The organism is Nocardia amikacinitolerans, from assembly GCF_900215415.1.
In the GTDB taxonomy this organism is placed as follows: domain Bacteria; phylum Actinomycetota; class Actinomycetes; order Mycobacteriales; family Mycobacteriaceae; genus Nocardia; species Nocardia amikacinitolerans.
In genome coordinates this window covers 95181-120068 of the sequence record NZ_OBEG01000005.1, presented here as the reverse complement: position 1 = coordinate 120068, position 24888 = coordinate 95181, and the positions used below count along the sequence as shown (strand labels likewise).

Below are 24888 nucleotides of genomic sequence, written 5' to 3'. Positions count from 1 at the left end.
TCCTACCCGCCGGAAACATGTCGGCATTGCTCTTCGCATTGGGCGAGTGTGCGTGGATCGGCTTGGGGGAGTGGCTGGGTGAGCAGGTTCGGGTCGAACGCCACGAGGTTCTCGGGCCGGTCGAAGATCGGTAGCTGGTGGAACACTTCCTCGAAGGGTGTGGGTGAGGCTGGTTGTGGGCGGCGGATCTCGACGCGCGCTGCGGCCCCAACACCAACCTCGGCACCGGCTCGATCATCTACATGCTGGAACGGCAAGCCCGCTACATCCGGCAAGCCGTCGAGGTGCTGGCGCGAAACCCGCGTGCGGTTGTCGAGATCCGCCCGGAGGTCGAACAGCGCTACGACGACGAGATACAGCGGCGTCTCTCCGGCTCGGCATGGGCGGGTTGTGTGAGCTGGTACAAATCCGCTTCCGGTCGTATCTCGAGCAACTGGCCGGGTTTGGTCTCGGAATATGCCCGACGGACGGCGACGTTTCCGCTCGCTGATTTCCACGCCACCACGGTCCCGGGCGGAGCCGACATCGCCGAGGCGAACACCTGAGACCGCAGGGCCGTGACCGTGGCAGCCCGGGTTCGATCGAGGCCTGAGCTCACTTCTTGACTGCCGTCCAAGAAGTGCTTATCGTAAGCCGCAACGCTTTCTTGGGCGTCGTTCAAGAACAGTGCGTCCAATGAGGAAGGAATCAAGTCATGGCCGACAACGAGCCGATCGATCGAGGTGAGGCCGCAACGATTCAGCGGCGCGATGTGGAGTTCCTCTCCGACGGGGTCCCGTGCGCGGCGTGGTTGTACACCACACCCGGCGCGGCCGAGCCTCGACCGATGGTGATCATGGGCCACGGGCTGGGAGCGGTGCGCGAGATGCGCCTCGAGGCGTTCGCCGAACGGTTCGCCGCCCACGGCTGGTCGGTGCTGGTCTTCGACTACCGCCACCTCGGGGCCAGCGGCGGACAGCCGCGCCAGCTCCTCGACATCGGTCGCCAACTCACCGACTGGCGCTCCGCCGTCGCCTTCGCGCGCACCCTGCCCGAGGTCGATGTCGAACGGATCGCGTTGTGGGGGACCTCATTCGGTGGTGGACACGTCCTACAGGTCGGCAGCCGCGACCCGCACCTCGCAGCCATCGTCGCGCAGTGTCCTTTCACCGACGGACCGGCCTCGCTGATCTCGCGACTGCGGACCGGGCCGCTGAGCGCTGTCGCGCTGATGGCTGCGGGCATCCTCGACACCGCGTGCTCCTGGCTCGGCATCAGGCCCATCCTCATGCCGATGGCCGGAACCTCGTGGCTGCCCGCCTTCGTGGCTTCGCGCGATGCCATCGCTGGCGCGTCGGCGCTGCTACCACGCGGAACCCTGCTTTCCCGGCGGACCAGCACCCTGCTGCGGCGGTTGCCCTCGGTGCGTGCACGGTTGTCGGAGAACATCGAACTGACTGCCGCTGGTGCGCGCGAGCCCGCAACGAAGGTGGGCCGTGACTCGATGTGGGGCGTGCTGCGCGGCCCGGACAACGACTTCGACGCCGCCAATGCACTGGCCGCCCGCTTGGTGTTGCGGCTACCGCTGTACCGCCCCGGTCGGGCCATGGCCAACTCCAGCATTCCGACATTGCTGTGCGTCTGTGACAACGATGCCGCCGCCCCCGCGAAAACCACCAAGCTCCGCGCACGGGGTCTGGCACACGTCCGCGTGGAGACCTACCCCTGCGACCACTTCGACATCTACCTCGGCACCTACTACGAAGACGCCGTCCGCGACCAGATCGACTTCCTGACCAAGCAATTCGCCAACGCTGCGCACGCCGCGACCTGAATCGCACGACACGCAGCTCGCGTCGCCGTCCGCTGATGACGTCAGTGGGCGGCGACCGCTATTCCGCGGGCGCTCTGGATGAGCGTTCCCATCATCGCACGCTTGCGCTCATCGTCGACCGGATGCATCAGAAGGCCCTCGACCACGAACACCCCGATCGAGGTCATCGCGTCCAACTCGGTTGCGGGAACCCCGATCATGGCGAGATCTGCCCGGAACAAACCCTCGGCCAACGCGTGGAACTGCTCGTGCCAGTCGCGAACAGTCTCCGACTCCTTCGCGCGGGCGTGCACGGTGGTTACCAACCGGCTCACCTGCTCCAACTCCGCGACGACCCATACCAGTCGATCGATGATGTCGGTGTCGAGGACCTCGCCGTACCGGGCCATCGAGTCGGCCAGAACCTCCTCCAGCACCGCGATCAAGACCGCGTCCTTGTCCCGGAAATACCAGTACAGCGTGTTCGAAACCACCCCGGCGTCCTGGGCGATTCTGCTCACCGACACCGCCTCGTAGCCCTGTTCGAGGAACAATCGCCGCGCCGCAGCGACGATCTCGGCGCGCTTCTCCTCCCGGTCCCGGGGGCGTCTGTTTCTCGGCATCACCAGTCCTGACTCATCGCGACCTGCGAATCATCCTATCTTGGACAGCCCTCAAGAAAGCAGTGGGCAGACCTGACAACGCGCCGTTCACGCCAGGCTGCGAAGCAAGTCCTCGTCGTCGTGCCCCACACCGTGTTCGGGCGGGCCGGCGACGCGGGGCCCGGTCACGCCTCGGGCGCCGACGAACGGGCCTCGGCCAGCCGCGTCGGCCTCGGCATACACGGAGGTGTCGAGGCCGACGAGCGGTATTTTCGGTCTCGGTGCCCTGTTGACTGTGCCTGGCGTCGTTCGCCTTGTCGGCTGGCCGGTCCAGCACACTGCGTGGACGTCGCCCGGCCTCGGACGTCCGTATCCGGAGAGCCGGTCGACTGACTATCAGCCCCGTTCGGGGCGTAGCCGAATGGTGGGAAGTGCCCCCGTGGAATCGAACCTGCAACGGCAAATGCGGCTATGGCCCGCGGAAACGCCGTCGCAGGTTGGTGCCCTCGGCAGGATTCGAACCTGCGACACCCGCTTTAGGAGAGCGGTGCTCTATCCCCTGAGCTACGAGGGCTGGCCGGGTGGTTGTGTGCCGAACCGGACGGCGGGGAGTCTACCGGGTGGCGGGAGTGGGGGCGGTATGGGCGGCTGGGGCGGTGGAGGGGTTGCCGCGCCTCCACCGCGGGTCCAGGCCCGCGGTGCGGGAACAGCATGGACGGGTGCGGTGGGAGAGGCGGGTCTCGCCGCTTCTCCCACCGCAGGTCGTGTCCCGCCACCGGTGCGGCCGGGGGTCTCCCCGGTCCGCGCCGGTGGGGTGCCTAGGGTACGAGGCCGAGCGGATCAGTCCAGGAAGTCGGCGAGGCGCGGGCCGATGATGGCCAGTGCTTCCGGGGCCGTCATGCGCCAGTGCGTGACGGGTACCTGTTCGACGTTGACCGGGCCGTGCACCGCGTCGCGCCAGCTGGCGGGGCCGCGGGTGGCGGTCGGGTCGTCCTGGGCGGCGTTGAAGTACAAGACTTCACCGCGATACGGGCGGGGTTGGTAGGCGCTGCTCAGTTCGAGGGATCGGACCGCGGCGTCGATGACTCGCTCGAGGCGTTGCGCGCCGAAGGAGGTGAAGGGTTCGCCGAGTTCGGCCAGCCTTTCGCCGAGTCCGGCCCCACCCAGGTTCGGGTCGAAGTCGAAGTCGGCCGCGTGCTCGCCGAGCAGTCCACCCAGCAATTCGGCAACGGTCGCCGGGGTGTCGCCGACCGCATCGGCGTCTGTCGCGGAGTGCAGGTGGCTGTCCAGCATGACGAGCAGCGCCACCGACTCGCCCTCGTCGCGCAGTTGCACCGCGATGGCGTGGGCGAGTACACCGCCGAGCGACCAGCCGAGCAGGTGGTACGGACCCTCGGGTTGAACCGAACGCATCTCCTTCACGTACAGGCGCGCCCACTCCTCCACCGACGCCGGCATCGGCTCGTCCGCCAAGGCGGGCGACTGCAAACCGAAGATCGGGCGATCCGGGTCGATATGGGCCGCGAGCCCGGCGAACGACCAGGAGATGCCGCCGACCGGGTGGATGCAGAACAGCGGTTCGCGCGTGCCGGTGCCGCGCAGCGGCAGCAGCATGTCGAACGCCGTGGTGGTGTCGATCCCACCGGTGGGGCGCAACCGCTCGGAAAGGGCGGCCGGGGTCGGTGCGAGGAAGATGTCCATCACCGTGACCGGCCGGTCCAGTTCCGCGCGGAGGCGAGCGACGAGGGTCGTCGCGGACAGCGAGTTGCCGCCGGATTCGAAGAAGTTGTCGTCCAAGCCGAGACCGTCCGAAACGCCGAGGACTTCCGCGAAGGCAGCCACCACGGTGTGCTCGACCGGGGTACTGGGGGCACGGTACTCGCGAGCGGCGAACTCCGGCTCCGGCAACGCCTTACGGTCCAGCTTGCCGTTGACGTTCAACGGCAACGCCTCCAAAACCATGAACGCCGACGGCACCATGTACGACGGCAACGCCACCGACAACGCCGACTTCACCTGAGCCACATCGACATCCGCCACAGCAGGAACCAAGTAGGCCACCAGACGATCACCGTTACGATCCGACTTCGCCAACACCGCAGCCTGCGCGACCTCCGGCAACGCCAACAACGCCGCCTCGATCTCACCCAACTCGATACGGAAACCACGAATCTTCACCTGGAAATCGGTGCGACCCCGATACTCCAACTCACCGTCGCCGCGCCAAGCGACCAGATCACCGGTGCGATACATCCGCTCGCCCGGCTTGAACGGGTCGGCAACGAACCGATCCGCGGTCAGCTCCGCGCGACCGAAGTAGCCGCGCGCCAGCTGCGCACCCGCGAGATAGAGCTCACCCGAAACCCCGTCCGGCACCGGCCGCAACCGACCGTCGAGCACATAGACCCGGCTGTTCCATTCGGGCGCACCGATGGACACCGAGCCGGCATCGGCATCGGTCACCAGATGGGACGTGATCGACACCGCAGCCTCGGTCGGCCCGTACAGGTTGAACAGCTCCGCGTCCGGGTTCGACGCACGGAACCGCTGCGCCACCGACGACGGCAACGCCTCACCGATCGCCAACACACGCCGCAACGAACCAGCCAGCACCCCACCGGATTCCACCAACAGCGCGTCCAACATCGACGGCACCACATGCAACGTCGTCACCCGCTCACGAGCCATCAACTCGTTCAAGTAGCCCGGATCACGATGCCCCTCAGCCGAAGCGATCACCAGACGACCACCCGACACAGCCGCCGACCAGAACTCCCACACCGACAGATCGAACGTCGCCGCGGTCTTCAACAACACCGCATCGCCGACGCCGAGATCGAATTCCGCTGTCTTCCAGAGCAACTGGTTGACGATCGCCGAGTGCGGCACCGCCACACCCTTCGGCCGCCCCGTCGAACCCGACGTGAAGATCACATACGCGGTATTCGACGGACGCAGCCGGGCAACCCGTTCGAAGTCGGTGACCGCCCCGCCGTACACACCAGAAAGATCCAGCTCGTCGAGCGAGATCAGCGGCGCCGCGTCGGTGGTGAATTCCGCTGCGGCGTTGGTGAGCACACACACCGGCTCGGCCGTCTCGAGAATGTATCCCGTCCGCTCGGCGGGCTGATCCGGATCCACCGGCACATACGCACCACCCGCGACGGACACCGCGTACATGGCAACCACGAGATCCACCGAACGCCGCAGCGCAAGCGCAACCCGAGACTCCGGACCCACGCCGAGCGAAATCAGGTGCCGCGCCAGGCGATTCACCCGGCGGCCGAGCTCGTCGTAGGTCAGGGACGGGCCATAGGGTCCGACCAGCGCCACCGCGCTCGGCTCGGCCGCGACGGTCGCCGCCAACATCGACGCCAACGTCGCCCCGACATCGGTCCGGTGCGCGGTCGCATTGCGGGCCGTGAGCAGCTCGGCCCGCTCGGCCACGGCCAGCAGTTCGATATCGCCGACCGGTGCGGTCGGCGCGGCGACGATCTCGCCGAGTAGACGCACGAACCGATCCACGAAACCTTGCACCGTCTCGCGCTCGAACAGGGCCGTCGCAAAGGTGACCGAGCCATCGATGCCGCACGGCGCGCCCGACTCGTCGTAGTGATCGGCCACGATCCAGTGCAGATCGAACTGCGAGACATCCGCAAGCGCGTCCACACCGGACACGGTCAGACCGGGCAGCTCCAGGCTGGACCGCACGATGTTCTGGAACGACAACCCCACCTGGAACAGCGGGTGCCGCGCCATCGACCGCGCGGGGTTGAGCACCTCGACCAACCGCTCGAACGACACATCGGCGTGAGTGAACGCCTGGAGGTCGCCTTCCCGCACCCGTGCCACCAGATCGACGAAGCTCTCGGCCGCGTCGACCCGCGTGCGCAGCACCAATGTATTGGCGAACATGCCGATCAGATCATCGAGTTCGCGCTCACCACGCCCGGCGATGGGCGTGCCGACGGCGATGTCGTCGGTGCCCGACAGCCGAGCGAGCAGCACCGACAGCGCGGCGTGCACCACCATGAAGATGGTCGCGTTGTGTCCGCGCGCCAATTCCGTGAGCGCCGCGTGTGTTTCGGCGTCGATCCGCACGTCGACGCGCTCGCCCGCGAAGGACTGCACCGCAGGACGCGGCCGATCCGACGGCAGGTCCAACTGGTCCGGCAGTCCGGCGAGCGCCTGTTTCCAGTACCCGATCTGCTTGGCCGACAACGAGTCCGGATCGCTCTCGTCGCCGAGCAGCTCGCGATGCCAGACGCTGTAGTCGGCGTACTGCACCGGCAACGGCGCCCAGCCCGGCTGCGCACCGGCCGAGCGTGCCGCGTACGCGACCATCAGATCGCGAGTAAGCGGAGCGACCGACGAACCATCGGCGGAGATGTGGTGGACCACCATCGCAAGCACGTATTCGTCTGCGGCGCCGTCGATCTGGAACAGCTCGACCCGCAGTGGCACCTCGACGGTGACGTCGAAGACGGTGGCGCCCAGTTCCCGCACCGCCCGCTCGATCCGATCGGCGGGCACCACGCGCACCGTCAACTCGGGGATGGCGTGCCCGGGAGACAGAATCGACTGCACAGGCCCACGGTCGGTCTGTGGGTACATGGTGCGCAGGATCTCGTGACGTGCGATGAGATCCGCGACAGCGGCGCGCAGGGCGTCGACATCGAGCGCACCCGACAACCGCACCGCCACCGGCACGTTGTAGGCCGCGGAGTGACCATCGAGCCGGTTCAGGAACCACATACGCTGCTGCGCGGGCGACAGCGGAATGGACTCCGGACGAGTGACGGAGGTCAACGCGCGATGTCCGCCCGCACCGGCCAGCTTGCCCACCAGCGCGGCGAGACCGGCCACGGTGGAGGCTTCGAACAGCGCGCGCACCGGCACCCGCGTATCCAGCGCCGCACCGATCCGGGCAGCGACCTGGGTGGCCAGCAGCGAGTTGCCGCCGAGACTGAAGAAATCGTCGTCCGCGCCGACCCGGTCACCGCCGAGGACATCCGCGAACACGCGCGCCACGATCTCCTCGATCGGAGTGGACGGGGCGCGGAAAGCGGTCGACTCGAACTCCGGCTCCGGCAACGCCCTACGGTCCAGCTTGCCGTTGACGTTCAACGGCAACGCCTCCAGCACCATGAACGCCGACGGCACCATGTACGACGGCAACACCGACGACAACGCCGACTTCACCTGAGCCACATCGATATCCGCCACAGCAGGAACCAAGTAGGCCACCAGACGATCTCCGGTACGCTGATCGGACTTCGCCAACACAGCAGTCTGAGCGATCTCCGCCAACGCCAACAACGCCGCCTCGATCTCACCCAACTCGATACGGAAGCCACGAATCTTCACCTGGAAGTCCGTACGCCCCCGGTACTCCAGCTCACCGTCACCGGTCCAGGCCACCAGGTCACCCGTGCGGTACATACGGGAACCATTGCCATCGAAGGGATTCGCGACGAAACGATCCGCGCTCAGATCCGGACGCGCGAAATAACCGCGCGCCAACTGCGCACCCGCGAGGTACAACTCGCCGGATACACCGACCGGCACCGGCCGCAGCCGGGCATCGAGCACGTACACGCGACTGTTCCATTCGGGCGCACCGATGGACACCGAACCCTGATCCGCATCCGAGACAAGGTGCGAAGTGATCGACACCGCAGCCTCGGTCGGCCCGTACAGGTTGAACAGCTGAGCATCCGGATTCGACGCACGGAACCGCTGCGCCACCGACGACGGCAACGCCTCACCGATCGCCAACACACGCCGCACCGAATCCGCGAGGACGCGGCCTGACTCGACCAACAGCGCGTCCAGCATCGACGGCACCACATGCAACGTGGTCACCCGCTCACGAGCCATCAACTCGTTCAAGTACCCGGGATCGCGATGCCCATCGACGGACGCGATCACCAAACGACCACCCGACACGGCGGCCGACCAGAACTCCCACACCGACAAGTCGAACGTCGCCGCGGTCTTCAGCAACACCGCGTCATCCGCACCCAAACCGAATTCGGCGGTCTTCCACAGCAACTGGTTGACGATCGCCGAGTGCGGCACCGCCACACCCTTCGGCCGTCCCGTCGAACCCGACGTGAAGATCACATACGCGGTATTCGTCGGACGCAACGGCGCAACCCGCTCGACATCCGTAACCGGCTCAGCGGCAAAGGTTCCCAGAGACAACTCGTCCAGGCGCACTACCGGCGCGAGATCGGTCACGAAGCCGGACGCGGTGTCGGTGACCACGCACACGGGTGCGGCGGTCTCCAGGATGTATCCGGTCCGCTCGGCGGGCTGATCCGGATCCACAGGCACGTACGCACCGCCGGCGACCGACACCGCGTACATGGCAACCACGAGATCCACCGAACGCCGCAGCGCCAGCGCAACCCGCGTCTCCGGCCCCACACCCACCGAAATCAGGTACCGCGCGAGGCGGTTGACGCGATTACCGAGTTCGCCGTAGCTCAGCGCGAGCGAACCCTCTGGCGTGTCCGCCGCCAACGCCACCGCATGCGGTGTGGCCGCGGTACTCGCCGCCAGCAGCGAAGCCAGAGTCTCTGAGGTGTCCACGGCCCGTGCCGTGTCGTTCCAGTGGTCGAGGATGCGAACACGCTCGTCCGCGGCCAGCAGTTCCAGCTCACCCACCGGCGCGTCGGGCGCCGCGCCAATGGCCTCCAGCAGCCGCGTGAAGCGATCCACGAAGCCCTGCACCGTATCCCGGTCGAACAGCGCGGACGCATAGGTGACCGCGCCGCCGATACCGCGCGGCGCGCCGGACTCGTCGTAGCCGTCCGAGACGACCCAGTGCAGATCGAACTGCGAGATCTCCGGGAAGATATCGAGCCCGGACACCGCGAGTTCCGGCAGTTCCAGGCTGGACGCGGCCAGGTTCTGGAAGGACAGACCCACCTGGAACAACGGATGCCGCGCGGTGGAGCGCACCGGGTTCAGTACCTCCACCAGACGCTCGAACGGCACATCCGCGTTGGCGAAAGCCTCGAGGTCCTGTTCGCGGACCCGCGTCAGCAGATCGGTGAAGCTCGCCGCCGCGTCGACCTGGGTGCGAAAGACGACCGTGTTCACGAACATGCCGATCAGGTCGTCGATTTCGCGTTCCCCGCGTCCCGCGATCGGTGTGCCGACGGCGATGTCGTCGGTGCCCGACAACCGCGCGAGCAGCACCGACAGCGCGGCGTGCACCACCATGAACATGGTGGCGTTGTGCCTGCGCGCCAAGTCCGCAAGCGCACCGTGGGTTTCGGCGGAGATCCGCACGTCCACGCTGCCGCCGTGGAAGGACTGCGCGGCCGGTCGCGGCCGATCGGTGGGCAGTTCGAGCTGATCAGGCAGACCCGCAAGCGCGTGCTTCCAGTAGCCGATCTGCTTGGCCGACAGCGACTCCGGATCGCTCTCGTCACCCAGCAGCTCGCGCTGCCAGATGCTGTAGTCGGCGTACTGCACCGGCAGCGGCTCCCAGGCGGGTTCCATTCCGGCGGCCCGCGCGGAGTAGGCGACCATGAGGTCGCGGGTCATCGGCCCCGAGGACGAGCCGTCGCCCGCGATGTGGTGGATCACCATGGCAAGCACGTATTCGTCTGCGGTGTCGGCGATCCGGAAGATCGCGACGCGCAGCGGCACCTCCGCGGTGACGTCGAAGGTGGTGGAGAACAACTCCAGCACAGCCGATTCCAGTTCCGCGGCGGCAACGTCGCGCAGCGGAAGTTCGACGGTCACTTCGCCGACCGGCAGGATCACCTGCACCGGCCCGTCCTCGGTCTGCGGGTAGACGGTCCGCAGGATCTCGTGCCGGGCGATCAGATCCGCGAGCGCCCCGCGCAAAGCGTCGATATCGAGCGCACCGGTCAGGCGCACCGCGACGGGCACGTTGTAGGCGGCCGAGGTGTCGGTGTCGAACTGGCTCAGGAACCACATGCGCTGCTGCGCCAGCGACAGCGGAATGCGCTCCGGACGCGGACCGGCCACCAGGGCCTTGCGATCACCGGCTCCGGCAAGTTCGCCGAGGCGAGCCGCCAGCTCGGCCACCGTCGCGGCCTCGAACAGCAGGCGCACCGGCACCCTGGCGTCGAATTCCGCGCCGAGTCGCGCCATCACCTGGGTGGCGATGAGCGAGTTGCCGCCGAGCTCGAAGAAGTCGTCGTCCGCGCCGACCGGCTCGGAACGACCGAGCGCCTCGGCGAAGACCGCAGCGACGCGCTCCTCCATCCTTCCGCTGGGAGCACGAAACTCCTTGGCGCGCAGGACAGGAGCGGGAAGCGCGGCGCGGTCCAGCTTGCCGACGGGGGTCAACGGGATCTCGTCGAGCACCGTGACGACAGTCGGCACCATATGGGCGGGCAGGTGACGAGCGGCATGCTCGGTGAGCTCGTCGGCATCGGCCTGCGCACCCGGCGCGGCATGCACGTAGGACACCAGAATGGTCGCGCCGGTGTCCAGGGTGTGCCCGATGGTGACCGCGAAGTCGACGCTGTCGTGTCCGGCGAGCACCGCGTCGATCTCGCCGAGTTCGATACGGAAGCCGCGGATCTTCACCTGGAAGTCGTTGCGCCCCAAGTAGTCGATCTCCCCCGTCGCGAGCCGACGGACCAGATCTCCGGTGCGGTACAGCCGGGAACCGGGCGGTCCGAACGGATCGGCGACGAAGCGCGCGGCGGTCAGGCCCGGCCGCTCGTGATATCCGCGCGCCAGCTGGGCGCCGGAGATGTAGAGCTCACCAGCGATCCGGTCGGGCACCGGATGCAGCCGGTCGTCGAGCACGTATTCGGTGACCGCGCGGATCGGCGCGCCGATGGTCACCGGCTCACCCGGCGTCAGCGGCCCGCCGACATTGGTCATGATGGTGGTCTCGGTGGGCCCGTACCCGTTGAAGAATTCCCGGGTACGGCGACCGGCGGGAATCGCCCAGCGCCGCACCAGTTCCGGCGGGCACGCCTCGCCACCGGCGACCACGACGCGCAGCCGGTCGAGCCCCTCCGGGTCGACCGAGGCCAGCGCGGCAGGGGTGATGAAGGCGTGCGTCACCCGCTCCCTGCGCAGCAGCGCGGCAAGATCCGCGCCGCCGTAGACGGTGGGTGCGACGACGACCATGGTGGCCGCGCCGCCCACGGCGAGCAGCAGCTCCAGCACCGAGGCGTCGAAGGACGGCGACGCGAAATGCAGTGTGCGCGAACCGGTGGTGACCCGATAGCGCTCACGCTGTTCGGCGCAGAAGCCGCTCAGACCGGCGTGGGTGACCACGACGCCCTTGGGCTTCCCGGTGGAACCGGAGGTGTAGATGACGTAGGCCGGATGGGCGGCGCGCAGCGGGCGCACCCGATCGGCGTCGGTCACCGGCGCGGCCGGATAGCCGGCGGTGTCGGCGGCGGCGATATCGATCCAGTCGATCCCCTCGGGCAAGCCTGAGCGCACCGCATCGACGGTGAGCCCCAGTACCGCACCGGAATCGGTGACCATGTGCGCGACGCGGTCGACCGGGTAGTTGGGGTCCACCGGTACGAAAGCCGCACCGGCCTTGGCGACCGCCCACACCGCGAGCACCGATTCGATCGAGCGCGGAATACCCACCGCCACCGTGGTCTCCGGGCCGACACCGCGGTCGATCAGCAGGCGTGCCAGGCGGCTGGACTGCTCATCGAGTTCGACATAGTCGATCTCGGACAGGGTTTCGGTGGCGTCGGCGAAGATCACCGCTACGCCGTCCGGGTTCTCCTCCACGGCCGCGTCGAGCAGGTCCGGCAACAGGCGTACCGGCGCGGAGTCGACCGGGGCGCTCGGCGCGACGGCGGCCAGGGCCGGGCTGCGCTCCTCGGGGTCGAGGATGTCGATGTCGCCCACCGCGATTCGCGGATCGGCGACGACAGCCGTGAGGATGCGTGCGAAGCGGCCGGCGAAGGCGTCGACCGTCGATTCGTCGAAAAGGTCGGTGGCGTAGGCGAAAACGACGGCCAGTTCGCCGGGAGCACCGTCGGCGCCGAGCCGTGGCTCGACATTCACCTGAAGGTCGAACTTGGCCGCGACCTCACCCGTGTCGAGTGCGGCGACGGTCAGACCCGGCAGCTCGAGGCTCGCCTGTTCGGTGTTCTGGAAGGCCAGCATCACCTGCAGCAGCGCGGTCTGGGCGCCCGCACGGTCGGGGGCGACCGCTTCCACGACCTTCTCGAACGGCACATCGGCGTTCGCGAAGGCGTCGAGGTCGATATCGCGAACCCGCTCCACCAGCGCGTCGAAGGAGGCGCCGCGATCCACCTCGGTACGCAGGGCGAGTGTGTTGACGAACATGCCGACGAGCTCGTCCAACGCCCGCTCGCCACGCCCCGCGATCGGGGTTCCGACGGTGATGTCGGAGGTCGCAGAGAGGCGCGCGAGCAGCACCGCCAGCGCGGCGTGCACGACCATGAAGAGGCTCGAATTGTGCTCGCGGGCGATGTCGGCCAGTCCCGAGTGCACCGGCGCGGGCACCGTGAATTCCACTGCGGCGCCGCGCATCGAGGCGACGGCGGGGCGCGGCCGGTCCTGCGGCAGCGGAAGCAGCTCGGGCACGCCGGACAGCTGCTGCCGCCAGTACGCCAATTGCTGTGCGGCGACCGAACTCTCGTCGTCGTAGGAGCCGAGTACCGCGTGCTGCCACAGCGCGAAGTCGGCGTACTGCACCGACAGCGGCTGCCAGGCCGGAGCGGCAGCCGCGGTGCGCGCGACATAGGCGGTCACCAGATCCCGCGCCAGCGGTGCCAGCGACGAACCGTCGGCGACGATGTGGTGCACCACGAGCACCAGCAGGTGCTCGCCAACGGCCGGATCGGTGAACAGCGCGATGCGCAGCGGCGGTGCGGCGGTGACGTCGAAACCGCTCGCCATCATGGCGGCCACGGCTTCCATGACGTTCGCGACGCCGTCGTGCACCAGCAGCCCGCCGGGCAGCGCGTCGGCCGCCGACAGGATCTCCTGGTGCGGCGAACCCGAGTCGGCAGCGGGGAAGCGGGTGCGCAGCGCCTCGTGCCGTTCCAGCACATCGGCGACCGCCGCGCGCATCGCGGCGGCGTCGAGCGCGCCGGTCAGCCGAATGGCGAAAGGCAGGTTGTAGGCGGGCGATTCGGGGTCGATGCGGTTGATCACCCACATGCGCTGCTGGGCAAGCGACAGCGGCAGTCGGTCGGGGCGCGGCGCCGCGACCAGCGGCGGCCGGGCACCGTCACCCGCGCCCGGCACGATACGGGCCGCGAGCGCGGTCACGGTGGACGCTTCGAACAGCTCGCGCACGGCGACCCGCGCGCCGAGCGCCTCACCGATGCGCGCCACCACGCGGGTGGCCAGCAGCGAATTGCCGCCGAGAGCGAAGAAGTCGTCGTCCGCGCCGACTTGGTCCACACCGAGCAACTCGGCGAAGACGGCCGCCACGGCCTCCTCGACCGGCGTCGCGGGAGCACGGAAGGCACGGGCCGCGAAGGTCGGCGCGGGCAGCGCCTTGCGATCCAGTTTGCCGCTCGCGTTCAGCGGGAACGCCGCCAGGGCCACGATGGCCGCCGGAACCATGTACGCGGGAAGGACTTTCGCGATACCGGCGGTCAGCTCGGCCTGATCGACGACCCGTCCCGGCGTCGGCACCGCGTACGCCACCAGCTGCTCACCCAGCGGCGTGGCCACCACAAGGGCGGCGGCCTGGGAGACCGAAGGCTGTGCCAGCAGCGCGGTTTCGATCTCGCCGAGCTCGATGCGCTGGCCGCGGAACTTCACCTGGAAGTCGGTGCGGCCGATGTACTCCAGACGCGGGGGCAAGTCACCGCTCGGCGCCCGCCACACCACCAGGTCGCCGGTTCGGTACATGCGCGCACCGCCGCCGAACGGATTGGCCACGAAGCGATCCGCGGTCAGATCCGGTCGACGCACATAGCCGCGGGCCAACTGGTCACCGGCCAGGTACAGCTCGCCGGGCACTCCGGCGGGAACCGGTCGCAGGCGCGAATCCAGCACGTACACCCGGCTGTTCCACTGCGGCAGGCCGATCGGCACGGTACGGGTGTCGCGGCCGTCGGCGAGCCAGTAGGTGATCGACACCGCGGCCTCGGTGGGGCCGTACAGGTTGTGCACACGGGCCTGGGACATGGCGTGCACCGCGGCGACCGTCTCCGGCGGGAGTGCCTCACCGATGACGAAGATGTCGCGCAGCGTCGGCACGCTGCCCGCCGCGACGTGCGCGGCGAACACCGTCAGCATGGACGGCACAAAGTCGGTGACCGTAACTCCTTGCGCGGCAATGGTTTCGGCAATGTAGGCCGGATCGCGGTGGCCGTCGTGGGTGGCCACGACCAGCTTCGCGCCCGCCCGCAGCGGCATGAAGTAGCCCCACAGCGAGACGTCGAAGGTGGTGGCGGTCTTCTGGAAGTACACGTCCGAAGGACCCAGCGGGTACTGGGCCAGCATCCATTCGGTCTGATTGTGGATGGCGGCGTGCGACACCGCCACACCCTTGGGACGACCGGTGGAACCCGACGTGAAGATCACGTACGCGGGGTGCTCGGGACGTACGGGGCGCAGCAATTCCTCCGCCCGCACCGGAGCGGCGTCGACAATGGCCGTATCGAGGGTGTCCAGGTAGAGCACCGGAATACCGCCCGGCACCGCGACGGCGTCGGCGATCGTGGTCAGCACGCAGGCGGGGCGCGCGGTATCGAGGATGTGCGCGATGCGCTCGGCCGGATGATCGGGGTCGAGCGGTACGTACGCACCGCCGGCCGTGACGATGGCGTACATGCCGACGACCAGGTCGAGCGAACGCCGAATGGCCAGCCCGACCAGCGATTCCGCGCCGACACCCTGATCGATGAGCACCCGGGCCAGGCGGTTGACCCGCTCGTCGAATTCACGGTAGGTGAGTTCGCTGCCCTCGTAGGCCACCGCGATGCGGTCCGGGTGGCTCGCCACCGCCCTGCGGTAGCCGTCCAACAGCAGTTCGGGGGCGACCAGGTGACCGGTGTCGTTCCAGTCCACCAGCATTCGCCGACGTTCGGAGTCGTCGAGGAGTTCCAGGTCGCCGACCGGGCGCTCCGGTGTCGCCGCCACGGCGACGAGCAGGTCACGCAGCCGCCGCGCCAGCAGCGCGACGGTGGCTTCGTCGAAGAGGTCCACCGCGTAGGTGATGGAGGCCGACATGCCCTCGGGCTTGCCGTCGGTTTCGCGCGGCGCCACCGTGAAGTCCAGATCGAACTTCGCCAGCGGCACGTCCATGTCCACACCCGTGACGGTCAGTCCGGGCAGTTCCAGCTCGGTGGGCGTGAGGTTCTGGAAGCTCAGCATCACCTGGAACAGCGGGTGCCGAGCCGCCGAACGGGCGGGCTCGAGCAGTTCCACCAGTCGCTCGAACGGCACGTCGGCATGCGCGAAAGCGGCGATGTCCGCGCGGCGCACCTCGCGCAGCAGTTCGTCGAAAGTGAGCGCCGGATCGACCCGGGTGCGCAGCACGAGGGTATTGACGAACATGCCGATGAGATCGTCCAGTTCGGCTTCGCCGCGACCGGCCACCGGGGTGCCGATGGCGATGTCGTCGGTACCCGACAGCCGGGCGAGCAGCACCGACAGCGCCGCGTGCACCACCATGAACAGCGTCGAATTGTGCTGCTGCGCTACGGCATAGAGCGCGGCGTGCAGATCGGCGTCGATCTCGAAGTCGAAGGACGCCCCGCGCCCGGACGCCGTCGCGGGCCTCACACGGTCCGACGGCAGGTCCAACTGCTCAGGAACACCGGCCAGCTCATCGCGCCAGTAGGCGATCTGGCGGGCAAGCAGCGAGCTCTCGTCGGATTCGGAACCGAGCGCCTCGCGCTGCCACAGCGCGAAATCGGCGTATTGAATACCGAGCGGATTCCATTGCGGTGCAACGCCATTCGTGCGCGAAGCGTAAGCGGTCATGAGATCGCGGGTCAGCGGAACCAGCGAAGCGCCGTCACCGGCGATGTGGTGGATCACGCACACGAGTACGTACTCGGTGTCGTCGAGGCGAAGTACGCGCAGCCGGACGGGCGGCGCGGCCGTCACGTCGAAGCCCGCGACAACGGCGGCGGCGATCCGGGCCGACAGCTCGTTCTCGGAGCAGTCGATCACCGAAATATCCGGCGCCGCAACGGGATCCGAGACAGCAAGCACCTCCTGGAACCCCTCGCCGTCCACCTCGGGGTAGCGGGTGCGCAGCACCTCGTGCCGCTCGACGAGATCCACCGCGGCGGCACGCAGCGCCGCAAGATCGACCGCGCCGGAAAGCCGCACGGCCAGCGGGATGTTGTTGATCGCGCTGGCCGGGTCGAAGCGGTTGAGGAACCACATCCGCTGCTGCGCGAACGACAGCGGAACGCGCTCGGGGCGCGGCATGGGTCGCAGCGCCGGACCCGACGCGGCCTCCTGCGCCTCGGCGTAGCGCGCCAGCGCCGACACCGTTGAGACGTCGAACAGCACATGCACCGGCACCTGGACGCCCAAAGCTGTCCCGATCCTGGACGCGGCCCTGGTGGCCAGCAGCGAGTTGCCGCCCAGTTCGAAGAAGTCGTCGTCGGCGCCGACCCGGAGGGGATCCGCGCCGGGCGGCGTGAGCAGTGTCGCGAAGATCTCCGCGACGACCGTCTCGGCGGGGGTGGACGGCGCACGGAACTCACGTGCCGCGAATACCGGTTCCGGCAGGCGAGCGCGGTCCAGCTTGCCCGCCGGGGACAGCGGGATCTCGTCGAGCACCATGATCGAGGCCGGAACCATGTAGGCGGGCAACGATTCTCCGACGAAGGCGGACAGCGCAGCGGGAGTGACGTCGGCGCCGGAACGCGGCAGCACGTACGCCACCAGTGCGGCGGCGCCGGTCGGCAGGGTGACGCCCAGCGTCACAGCGAAATCCACATCCGGATGCGCGGTCAGCGCGGAGTCGATCTCACCCAGTTCGATGCGCAGGCCGCGAATCTTGACCTGGAAGTCGGTGCGGCCCTGGTATTCGAAGACGCCGTCCTCGGTGCGTCGCACCAGGTCGCCGGTGCGATACAACCGCGAGCCCGGCTGTTCGGTCTCCGCTCCGAAGGGGTTGGCCACGAACCGTTCTGCCGTCAGGTCGGGACGGTTCAGGTAGCCGCGTCCCAGCGCCGCACCCGTCAGATAGAGCTCGCCGACCACACCCGTCGGCACCGGCCGAAGATGCGAATCCAGCACGAACGCGCCGATTCCCGGCAGCGCGGCGCCGATGTGCGTGCCCTCGCCGGGCCGCAGGGCATCGGTTCCGGTGGCGATGACGGTGGCCTCGGAGGGGCCGTACTCGATGTGGAAGGCACGGCCGTGCACCGCCCAGCGGTCCACCAGCGTGGGGCTGACGCGCTCGCCACCGCTCATCACGACCCGCAGATCGTCGAGCCCGGTCGGATCGAGCGATTCCAGCGCGGCCGGGGTGATGCACAGGTGCGTGATCCGCTCCCGCCGCAGCAGTTCGGCGAGCTCCTCGCCGCCGAAGACGGTGGGCGGCACCACGACAAGCGTCGCACCCACCGAGAAGGTGTACAGCAGCTCCACGATGGAGAAGTCGAAGCTCGGCGTGGTCAGGTTGGTCAGCCGCGATTCACCGGTCACCTGGCGGCTCTCGCGCTGCGCCGCCAGTGCGCCGACACCCGCGTGGGTGATCGCCACGCCCTTGGGCTTACCGGTGGAGCCCGACGTGTAGATGACGTAGGCGAGGTGCTGCTCGTGCAGCGGCCGCACCCGGTCGGCGTAGGAGATGGGGTGCGCGGGTCGCGCCGCGATGCTCTCGCGTCGCATGGGGTCGTCCAGTTCGATCCAGTCGATCGAGGAGCCGAGCGAACCGCGGTGCGCGGAGGTGGTCAGGCCGAGGGTCGCGGCAGAATCGGTGAGGATGTGCTCGATACGGTCAGCCGGATAGTTGGGGTCCACCGGCAGGTAGGCCGCGCCGGTCTTGGCGATGGCCCACACCGAGAGCACGAATTCGACGGAGCGCGCGATGCCCATGGCGACCAGGTCACCCGGGCCGATCCCCCGCTCGATCAGCTCGCGCGCCAGCTGCGAGGACCGCTCGTCGAGTTCCCGGTAGGTGAGTTCGCGTTGGTCGGCCGGGTCACCCGTGGGGTTGTACCGGACGGCGATGGAGTCCGCCGCCGAGTCCACCGCCGCGGTGAGCAATTGCCCGAAAGACAGGGTGCCGGAACGGCGACGCCTGGCTCCACGCGCGGAACGGCGAACAGTACTCATCAGGTGTCACTCCTTGATTTCCCCATCCCCCGCCAATGGCGCAAAGCCACGGGGTACCCACAAATCCTATCCAGGACACTTGACGCCACATGCAGTGCGTCCGGACCTGTGCCGGTGAACTCACATACGCTGGCAAAACGATGGAAATATGACTTGCCTCACAGTCATCGGGACCGTTGGCGCGCCCGCCTGGAACCTCGTACCAGCAGGGCGCTTTCGAGCAGGTTCACGATGCGACGCGCCACCGTACCACTGGTCGGGCGGTATCCATCGCAACGGCGCCGTCGGCCGCGCTCGACTGGGCGTTTTCGATCGGCCGAACCGACGAAGATGTGCCGATAGACCCGGATTTGGTGGCGATGCGCACGAGAACGCTTGCGTAGCAATGCATTTCGCGGTACGACAACGCGCGAACCGGATCGCCACCCGGATAGGGGGCAAGGATCGGCCCGCGGGCGCGATCCAAGGGTGCCCTCGGCAGGATTCGAACCTGCGACACCCGCTTTAGGAGAGCGGTGCTCTATCCCCTGAGCTACGAAGGCTGGTTAGGCGGGACGGTCGCAGTCTACCGGGTCGAGCGCCCGGGAACAGCATCGCGCCGATCGCTCCGCTCAGAATCCGCCGTCGAAGCCCCCGCCGTCAAAGCCCCCGCCGTCATAGCCCCCGCCCTCGTATCCGGCGTCGTACCCACCCCCGTCGTACGGCGCGGTATCCGATCCCCACTCGTCACCCGCCGCGACGCCATCCTGATACCCCTCCCCGTAACCGCTCTCGAACCCCTGCGCGCCGTATCCCACGCCCGACATTCCCGCGAACAGCGAGGTGAACAAGAGCGCGGAGCCGATTCCCCACGCGCCGCCGATGAGCGCGGGCTTCCACCAGGGTTCGGAGTACCAACCCGCGGGCACCGGCCGTCCGGCGACGCGGCCGCCGGGATAGTAGTTCGGCGTGGCCGAGGACGGATTGGGCGATGCGGCGATCTCTCTGCCCTCGTAGGCGATGACCCGATCCTCGCTCACCCGCCCGGCCACGGCCTGGCCGTCGAGCTCGGGAATCGACGGGCCCTGGTCCATTCCCATCGCGGAACGGGCGGCCCGTATGTAGTAGAGACCTTCGAGCGCAGTCTGTTTCGCGAGCCTGGCCTGGGCGGGCGTTGCGGCCTGGTCGAGCTGCGAGCCCGCGGCGGCGTATCGCTCCGAAGCGTCCACGAGAGCTTGCTTCGCCGCATCGTTGCTGCCGCTCAGGTTGTAGATCTGACCCGCGAGCCGCTCGTTCACCTGACGGGCGTCGGCGAGCGCGTCGGCCAACTCGGTCGCCGTCCGCTGCTTCCCCTCGCGCCCACGCATGAGCAGCAAGATCGCCACGGCCACGACCACTATCAAAACCAGCAGCCACTCCATCGTTCGCCCGCCTTCCGTACACGGATGGCCCCGAGTCCGAGTTTACTGACGGCTTGCTGATCGGGGGATGGGCGTCCACGCCCCGCACTGCCCACAAGCCGAGCCACCAGGCGACCATCAGTATCGGCGGGCGCCCGCGTAGGGCATCGAGGAGATCGGCGACATCACGACACCCGTGCCGTACGTCGACGCGTGGATCACTTGGCCGTCCCCGGCGTACAGACCCGAGTGGCCGCCGCCGTAGAAGGACACCATGTCACCAGGTTCGAGTTCGTCTTGCGACACCGGCGTGCCCGAGGACAGCTGTTGATAGCTGGTGCGCGGCACGTCCACGCCTGCCTGCTCATAGGACCACTGCACGAGCCCGGAGCAGTCGAAGGCGTCGGGGCCGGTCGCACCCATGCTGTAGTTCGAGCCGATCTTGCTGCGCGCGGCCTCGACGGCGACCTCGCCGGGTGACGGTTCCTCGACGACCTGCGGCACGAAGGGGGCGAGCGGTGCGGGCAGCACCGGTTCGAGCAGTTCGGCCAGGTACGGGAGATGGGTGCGCAACAGATCGACGGGCGTCGTCGGCACGGTCTCCGGCTTCGCCGGCGTCGCCGGGGTCCCCGGGGTGGCCGCGAATTCGATCACCGCGATCGGGGTGGTGTAGACGACCTCGGCGGGTTCGGCGAGCGCGGGCGCCGGTGTCACCGGGAGGGCGGGCGGGTCCGCCACGTAGATGATGTCCGACATATCCACCGCCGGGATATCGGCGGCCGGGATTTCGATCAGCGTCGGAATATCGGTGGAGCGATCCACAACGGCCGGAACGACTTCGGCCGGGTCCACCTGAATATCTGGATAATCGATTTGGGAGAAATTGGGCGGTACCGGAATGACGTCCGGAACTTCGAAAGCGCCGATGCCGGGAATTTCGATCGGTTTGGCCGATGCCTGTCCGGCGCCAAGGAGCAGGGCGCCGAACGCGGCCGCGGCGGCGGCCAGGCTCCAGAAAATCGCGCGTCGCACGAAGCGCGAATATCGACCCTCAGCGGTTGATGCCATGATGCGGTCCTCCGATGCTCATATCGAAGACCTTCGGCTCATATCGTGCGGCGCCGGGTGCTCCGGCGGGGCAGGACATCACCTAGACCTTCGAATTCGATTCGAAAACCATCACGGTGTTCAGTCCAGCGGATCCGAGCGTTCATCTTGCACAGATAAACGGCACCGGTAAACCCCAACACGCAAATTGATGATAACAAAACAATAACCAAAAGAAACTCATTTTTCTCCCGACCGAAATACGACGGCGCCCCGCACGGATCGGATTTCCGTAGCGGGGCGCCGTTTCGCGCGGAATCAGGCGGTGATCTGCTCCTCGATCTGTTCGGCGAGCGTGCGCAATCGGGCCGCGAATTCGCGGGCGGCGGCCGGGTCGCCGCTGGAACCCTTCACGACCCGCCTGCTCAGTGCGACCAGCCGCGATTCCATCGTGGAGAACAGATCCACCGACCGATCGCCGCCCGTTTCGGTCACTTCGCCGCGCAGCCAGGCCTGCAATCGCTCGACCACCTCCGCCTCGTCGAATCGCTCCGGCAGCAACGCGATCGCCTCGCGCAGCTTGCCCGCCGTGACCTTCCCGCCGGGGCCGCCCGCGATCGTCGTGTACACGGTGACCGCCGCGTCCTCGCCGTGCTCCGCGGCCACCGGAAGCAGCTCGCGAACCTGCCCCTCGTTGATCGTCGGCGCGACCGGGTGCAGTCGGGCGGCCAGCGGCCACGCGCGAATCAGCTTGTGCGCGTAGGACCGCTGCATATCCCAGCGCTGCTCGACGTAGTCGTCGAACGTGGCGTACCGAGCGCGGTAGAGACGCCCGTCCCGCACGATCTGCAACGCGCGGCCCGCCGCCCAGAACGCGATGCGCAGCGAGTCGATCGAGGACTCGCACGCGCTGAGCTGCTCCTGTTCGCGCCGGTTCAGCGGACCGTCGCCGGCCGCGGGCAGCGGCATGGTGAGCACGTCGGCCAGCTTCTCCGTCGCCGTCGACGTCGGATTCGCGATCACCGGCGGCCGCACCGGCGGATCCGCATTCGGTTGCGGCGCGGGCCCGTTCGGGATGGGCGCGGCTTGCCGGAGCGATTGCGCCTCGCCGGGCCGCTCCGCCACCGGCTCGCGGGACGGCGAATCCGGCGTAGCCGGCGGGGTTTCCGTGCCGCGCGGTTCCGCGAGCACCTCCGCGACCGGCCGGAGCCGCTCGGAGCGCCATTCGGCGTCGCGCAGCGGCGAGACGGGCGGTGTGTGTTCGGCGTTGTCGGACAGTGGATTCGCGGACCCGCCGATGGAACCCTTCCTACGTTGTGGAGGCATCAGGCCGACACCTCCACCGCGACGCGGTACGGAGCGACCAGTTCGTCTCCGACCTGCCGGTACTCACCGAGGTCCGCGATCGGGTTCTCGGCGCCGTCGCCGACCTCACCGTCGGCGGCCTCGCGGTACCACTTCCACGCGCTCAGATACGACGCGAACACGTCGTAGCCCGCGTCTTCCAGATTGCCGCGCTGCGTTCGGTATTCGGTGGAGACGTTGACGCCGTTCTTCATGGTGACCGGCACCTTCGTCATCAGCACTCGCACCCGGATTTCCCGGTCGGTCCCCGCGGCGGCCTCCGCGGCGGCCCGGTAGGTACTCGGCACGCGCTTCACCTCCGACGGACTCACACTGGTCAGCAATATCAATTCGTCGCTGGCCGGAATCGCCGCCTTGAATATCTCCGCCGATTCACCGCCCGCGTCGACGATGACCACGTCGTATTTGTTCGCGTTGTCGTGTATGCAGTCGTCGACGTGCCGGGACGGAAAGGCGATCAATTCGAACGGCACTTCGACCCGGCCTTTGAGCAGCCTGCGGTACCAGGAATATCCGGTCTGGCTGAGCGGGTCCGCGTCGATGACCAGCACGCGCAGCTCGTGCACCCTGGCGAAATAGCAGGCCAAGAAGAAGGCCGAGGTCGTTTTTCCGACACCGCCCTTGAGATTCCCCAAAGTGATCACCAGGGGTTTGGGCAGGTCGAGCGCAACAGAATTCGTCATGGACAGTCCTCCGAGTGTGAGGAGTGCAAGAAACTCTGGCGGAACGAGTCTTACACAGCACAAGCGAAGTACCGTTGATTGAGACACGTCTTTTTTCGGCGACCGTGTCCAATTGGACACAGCGGCCTATGGTGGTCGGCGCCAGCAAACCCGGATAGGGCTGACATACGGGAGCCGATTTAATTAGCAAAGCTAACAATTCTCCTGGTGGCGCCCTCCCCAGGTCAGCCAGCGATTAGCCCGCAACACAGCGGGTAGCTCCCGACCATGGACCACTCACAAGCTCCCCTGGTGGACGCGCTCGCCGCGTACCACCGCGCGGGCCGGTACGGGTTCACCCCGCCTGCGCACCGGCAGGGACGCGGCGTCGACGAGCGCGTGCTCGACGCCATCGGGCGGGACGCGTTTCGCTCCGATGTGCTGGTCGGGCCTGGTCTCGACGACCGCCTGGCCCGCGGTGGCTTTCTGAGCGAGGCAGAGGCGCTGATGGCCGACGCGGTGGGCGCCGACACCGCCTTCTTCTCCACGTGCGGCAGCTCGCTGTCGGTGAAGGCCGCGATGATGGCCGTGGCGGGCGGCCAGGGCGGGGGTCTGCTGGTGGCCCGCGACAGCCACAAGTCCATCGTCGCCGGCCTGATCTTCGCGGGCGTCCGGCCGCACTGGATCACCCCGCGCTGGGACGCCGAGCGGCACTTCTCGCATCCGCCCTCGCCCCAGCAGGTGCGCGAGGCGTGGGAGCGCAATCCCGACGCGGCGGGCGCGCTGATCGTCAGCCCGAGCCCCTACGGCACCTGCGCCGATATCGGCGGCATCGCCGCGGTCTGCCACGAGCGCGGCAAACCGCTGATCGTCGACGAGGCGTGGGGCGCGCACCTGCCGTTCCATCCGGCGCTGCCCACCTGGGCCATGGATGTCGGCGCGGATCTGTGCGTGGTGAGCGTGCACAAGATGGGCGCTGGCTTCGAGCAGGGTTCGGTGTTCCACCTGCAAGGCAACCTGGTCGATCCGGCGCGGCTCAGCGCCTGCGCCGATCTGCTGATGACCACCAGCCCGAGCGTGCTCGTCTACACCGCGCTCGACGGCTGGCGCAGGCAGATGGTGCAGCACGGGCGTGAATTGCTCGACGCCGCACTGCGCGTGGCCGACCAGGCCCGTATCGAGCTGGACGGTATACCCGGCATCGACGTGATGGAGGACGAACTGCTCGGCATGGAGGCCTCGCACGACCTGGATCGGCTCCAGGTGCTGATGGATGTATCCGCAACGGGCGCAATGGGTTACGACGCCGCCGACTGGCTGCGCGAACACCGGAACCTCGACATGGGGCTCGCCGATCACCGCCGGGTTCTCGCGACTTTGTCGATGGCCGACGACAAGGACACCATCACCTCGCTGGTCGAGGGCATGACCGCGTGGCGCGACCAGCTGAAAGACCCTCGGCCGCCGGACATCAGGCTGCCCTCCCCCGAAGAGTTGCAGCTCGAAACGGTCGAATTGCCGCGCGACGCGTTCTTCGGTGAGGTCGAGGTGGTCCCGATCGGAAAGGCGCCGGGACGGATCGCGGCCGAGCAGCTCACGCCGTATCCGCCGGGCATTCCGGCGGTGGTGCCCGGCGAGCGGCTCAACGAGGCGGTCGTGGACTATCTGAAGTCCGGTCACGAAGCGGGGATGAACGTGCCCGACGCCGCCGATTCCCGCCTCGATACGGTGCGCGTCGTGCGTGACTGAGACGCGGCGAACCCACGCACCCGCGC

The 24888-nt window shown here is 68.1% G+C and carries 9 protein-coding genes and 2 tRNA genes; 3 read left to right on the top strand and 8 right to left on the bottom strand.

Annotated features, from left to right (window positions below):
- Positions 1 to 173: 173 nt before the first annotated feature.
- Together CRP45_RS34725 and CRP45_RS22540 are read left to right on the top strand one after the other, a co-directional pair.
- Positions 174 to 545 (top strand): hypothetical protein, encoded by a 372-nt coding sequence (locus CRP45_RS34725; protein WP_097246813.1) that lies wholly within the window; start codon positions 174 to 176, stop codon positions 543 to 545.
- Between the two features lie 149 nt (positions 546 to 694).
- On the top strand, positions 695 to 1813 hold the full coding sequence (locus tag CRP45_RS22540; RefSeq protein WP_097246812.1) for an alpha/beta hydrolase: 1119 nt from the start codon (positions 695 to 697) through the stop codon (positions 1811 to 1813).
- Between the two features lie 41 nt (positions 1814 to 1854).
- Here the strand turns inward: CRP45_RS22540 and CRP45_RS22535 are convergent, their stop codons facing one another.
- The 8 genes from CRP45_RS22535 to CRP45_RS22495 form a co-directional block, all read right to left on the bottom strand.
- Entirely contained in the window at positions 1855 to 2415 is a 561-nt protein-coding gene (locus CRP45_RS22535; protein ID WP_097246811.1) for a TetR/AcrR family transcriptional regulator, read from the bottom strand.
- 477 nt (positions 2416 to 2892) lie between these two features.
- Positions 2893 to 2968, bottom strand: a tRNA-Arg gene (locus CRP45_RS22530).
- A 266-nt stretch (positions 2969 to 3234) separates the two neighbouring features.
- Positions 3235 to 18660, bottom strand: a complete 15426-nt coding sequence (locus CRP45_RS22525; RefSeq protein ID WP_097246809.1) for a non-ribosomal peptide synthetase — start codon at positions 18658 to 18660, stop codon at positions 3235 to 3237.
- A 469-nt stretch (positions 18661 to 19129) separates the two neighbouring features.
- Positions 19130 to 19202 (bottom strand) — tRNA-Arg (locus tag CRP45_RS22520).
- 69 nt (positions 19203 to 19271) lie between these two features.
- Positions 19272 to 20060, bottom strand: a complete 789-nt coding sequence (locus tag CRP45_RS22515) for a hypothetical protein (RefSeq protein WP_097246807.1) — start codon at positions 20058 to 20060, stop codon at positions 19272 to 19274.
- Positions 20061 to 20177: 117 nt separating this feature from the next.
- Positions 20178 to 20795: a C40 family peptidase gene (locus tag CRP45_RS22510; RefSeq protein WP_097247179.1), complete on the bottom strand. Its 618-nt coding sequence runs from the start codon at positions 20793 to 20795 to the stop codon at positions 20178 to 20180.
- Positions 20796 to 21404: 609 nt separating this feature from the next.
- A complete protein-coding gene (locus CRP45_RS22500) occupies positions 21405 to 22412 on the bottom strand; it encodes a hypothetical protein (RefSeq protein ID WP_067785414.1) in 1008 nt (335 codons plus the stop codon).
- Positions 22412 to 23134 carry a ParA family protein gene (locus CRP45_RS22495; RefSeq protein WP_067785417.1) on the bottom strand — a complete coding sequence of 241 codons (723 nt, stop codon included), beginning with the start codon at positions 23132 to 23134 and terminating at the stop codon, positions 22412 to 22414. Before CRP45_RS22495 ends, CRP45_RS22500 begins: the two co-directional genes overlap by 1 nt.
- A gap of 267 nt (positions 23135 to 23401) precedes the next feature.
- Here CRP45_RS22495 and CRP45_RS22490 point away from each other — a divergent pair, with 267 nt between their 5' ends.
- A complete protein-coding gene (locus CRP45_RS22490) occupies positions 23402 to 24862 on the top strand; it encodes an aminotransferase class I/II-fold pyridoxal phosphate-dependent enzyme (protein ID WP_097246806.1) in 1461 nt (486 codons plus the stop codon).
- The last annotated feature ends 26 nt before the right edge of the window (positions 24863 to 24888 follow it).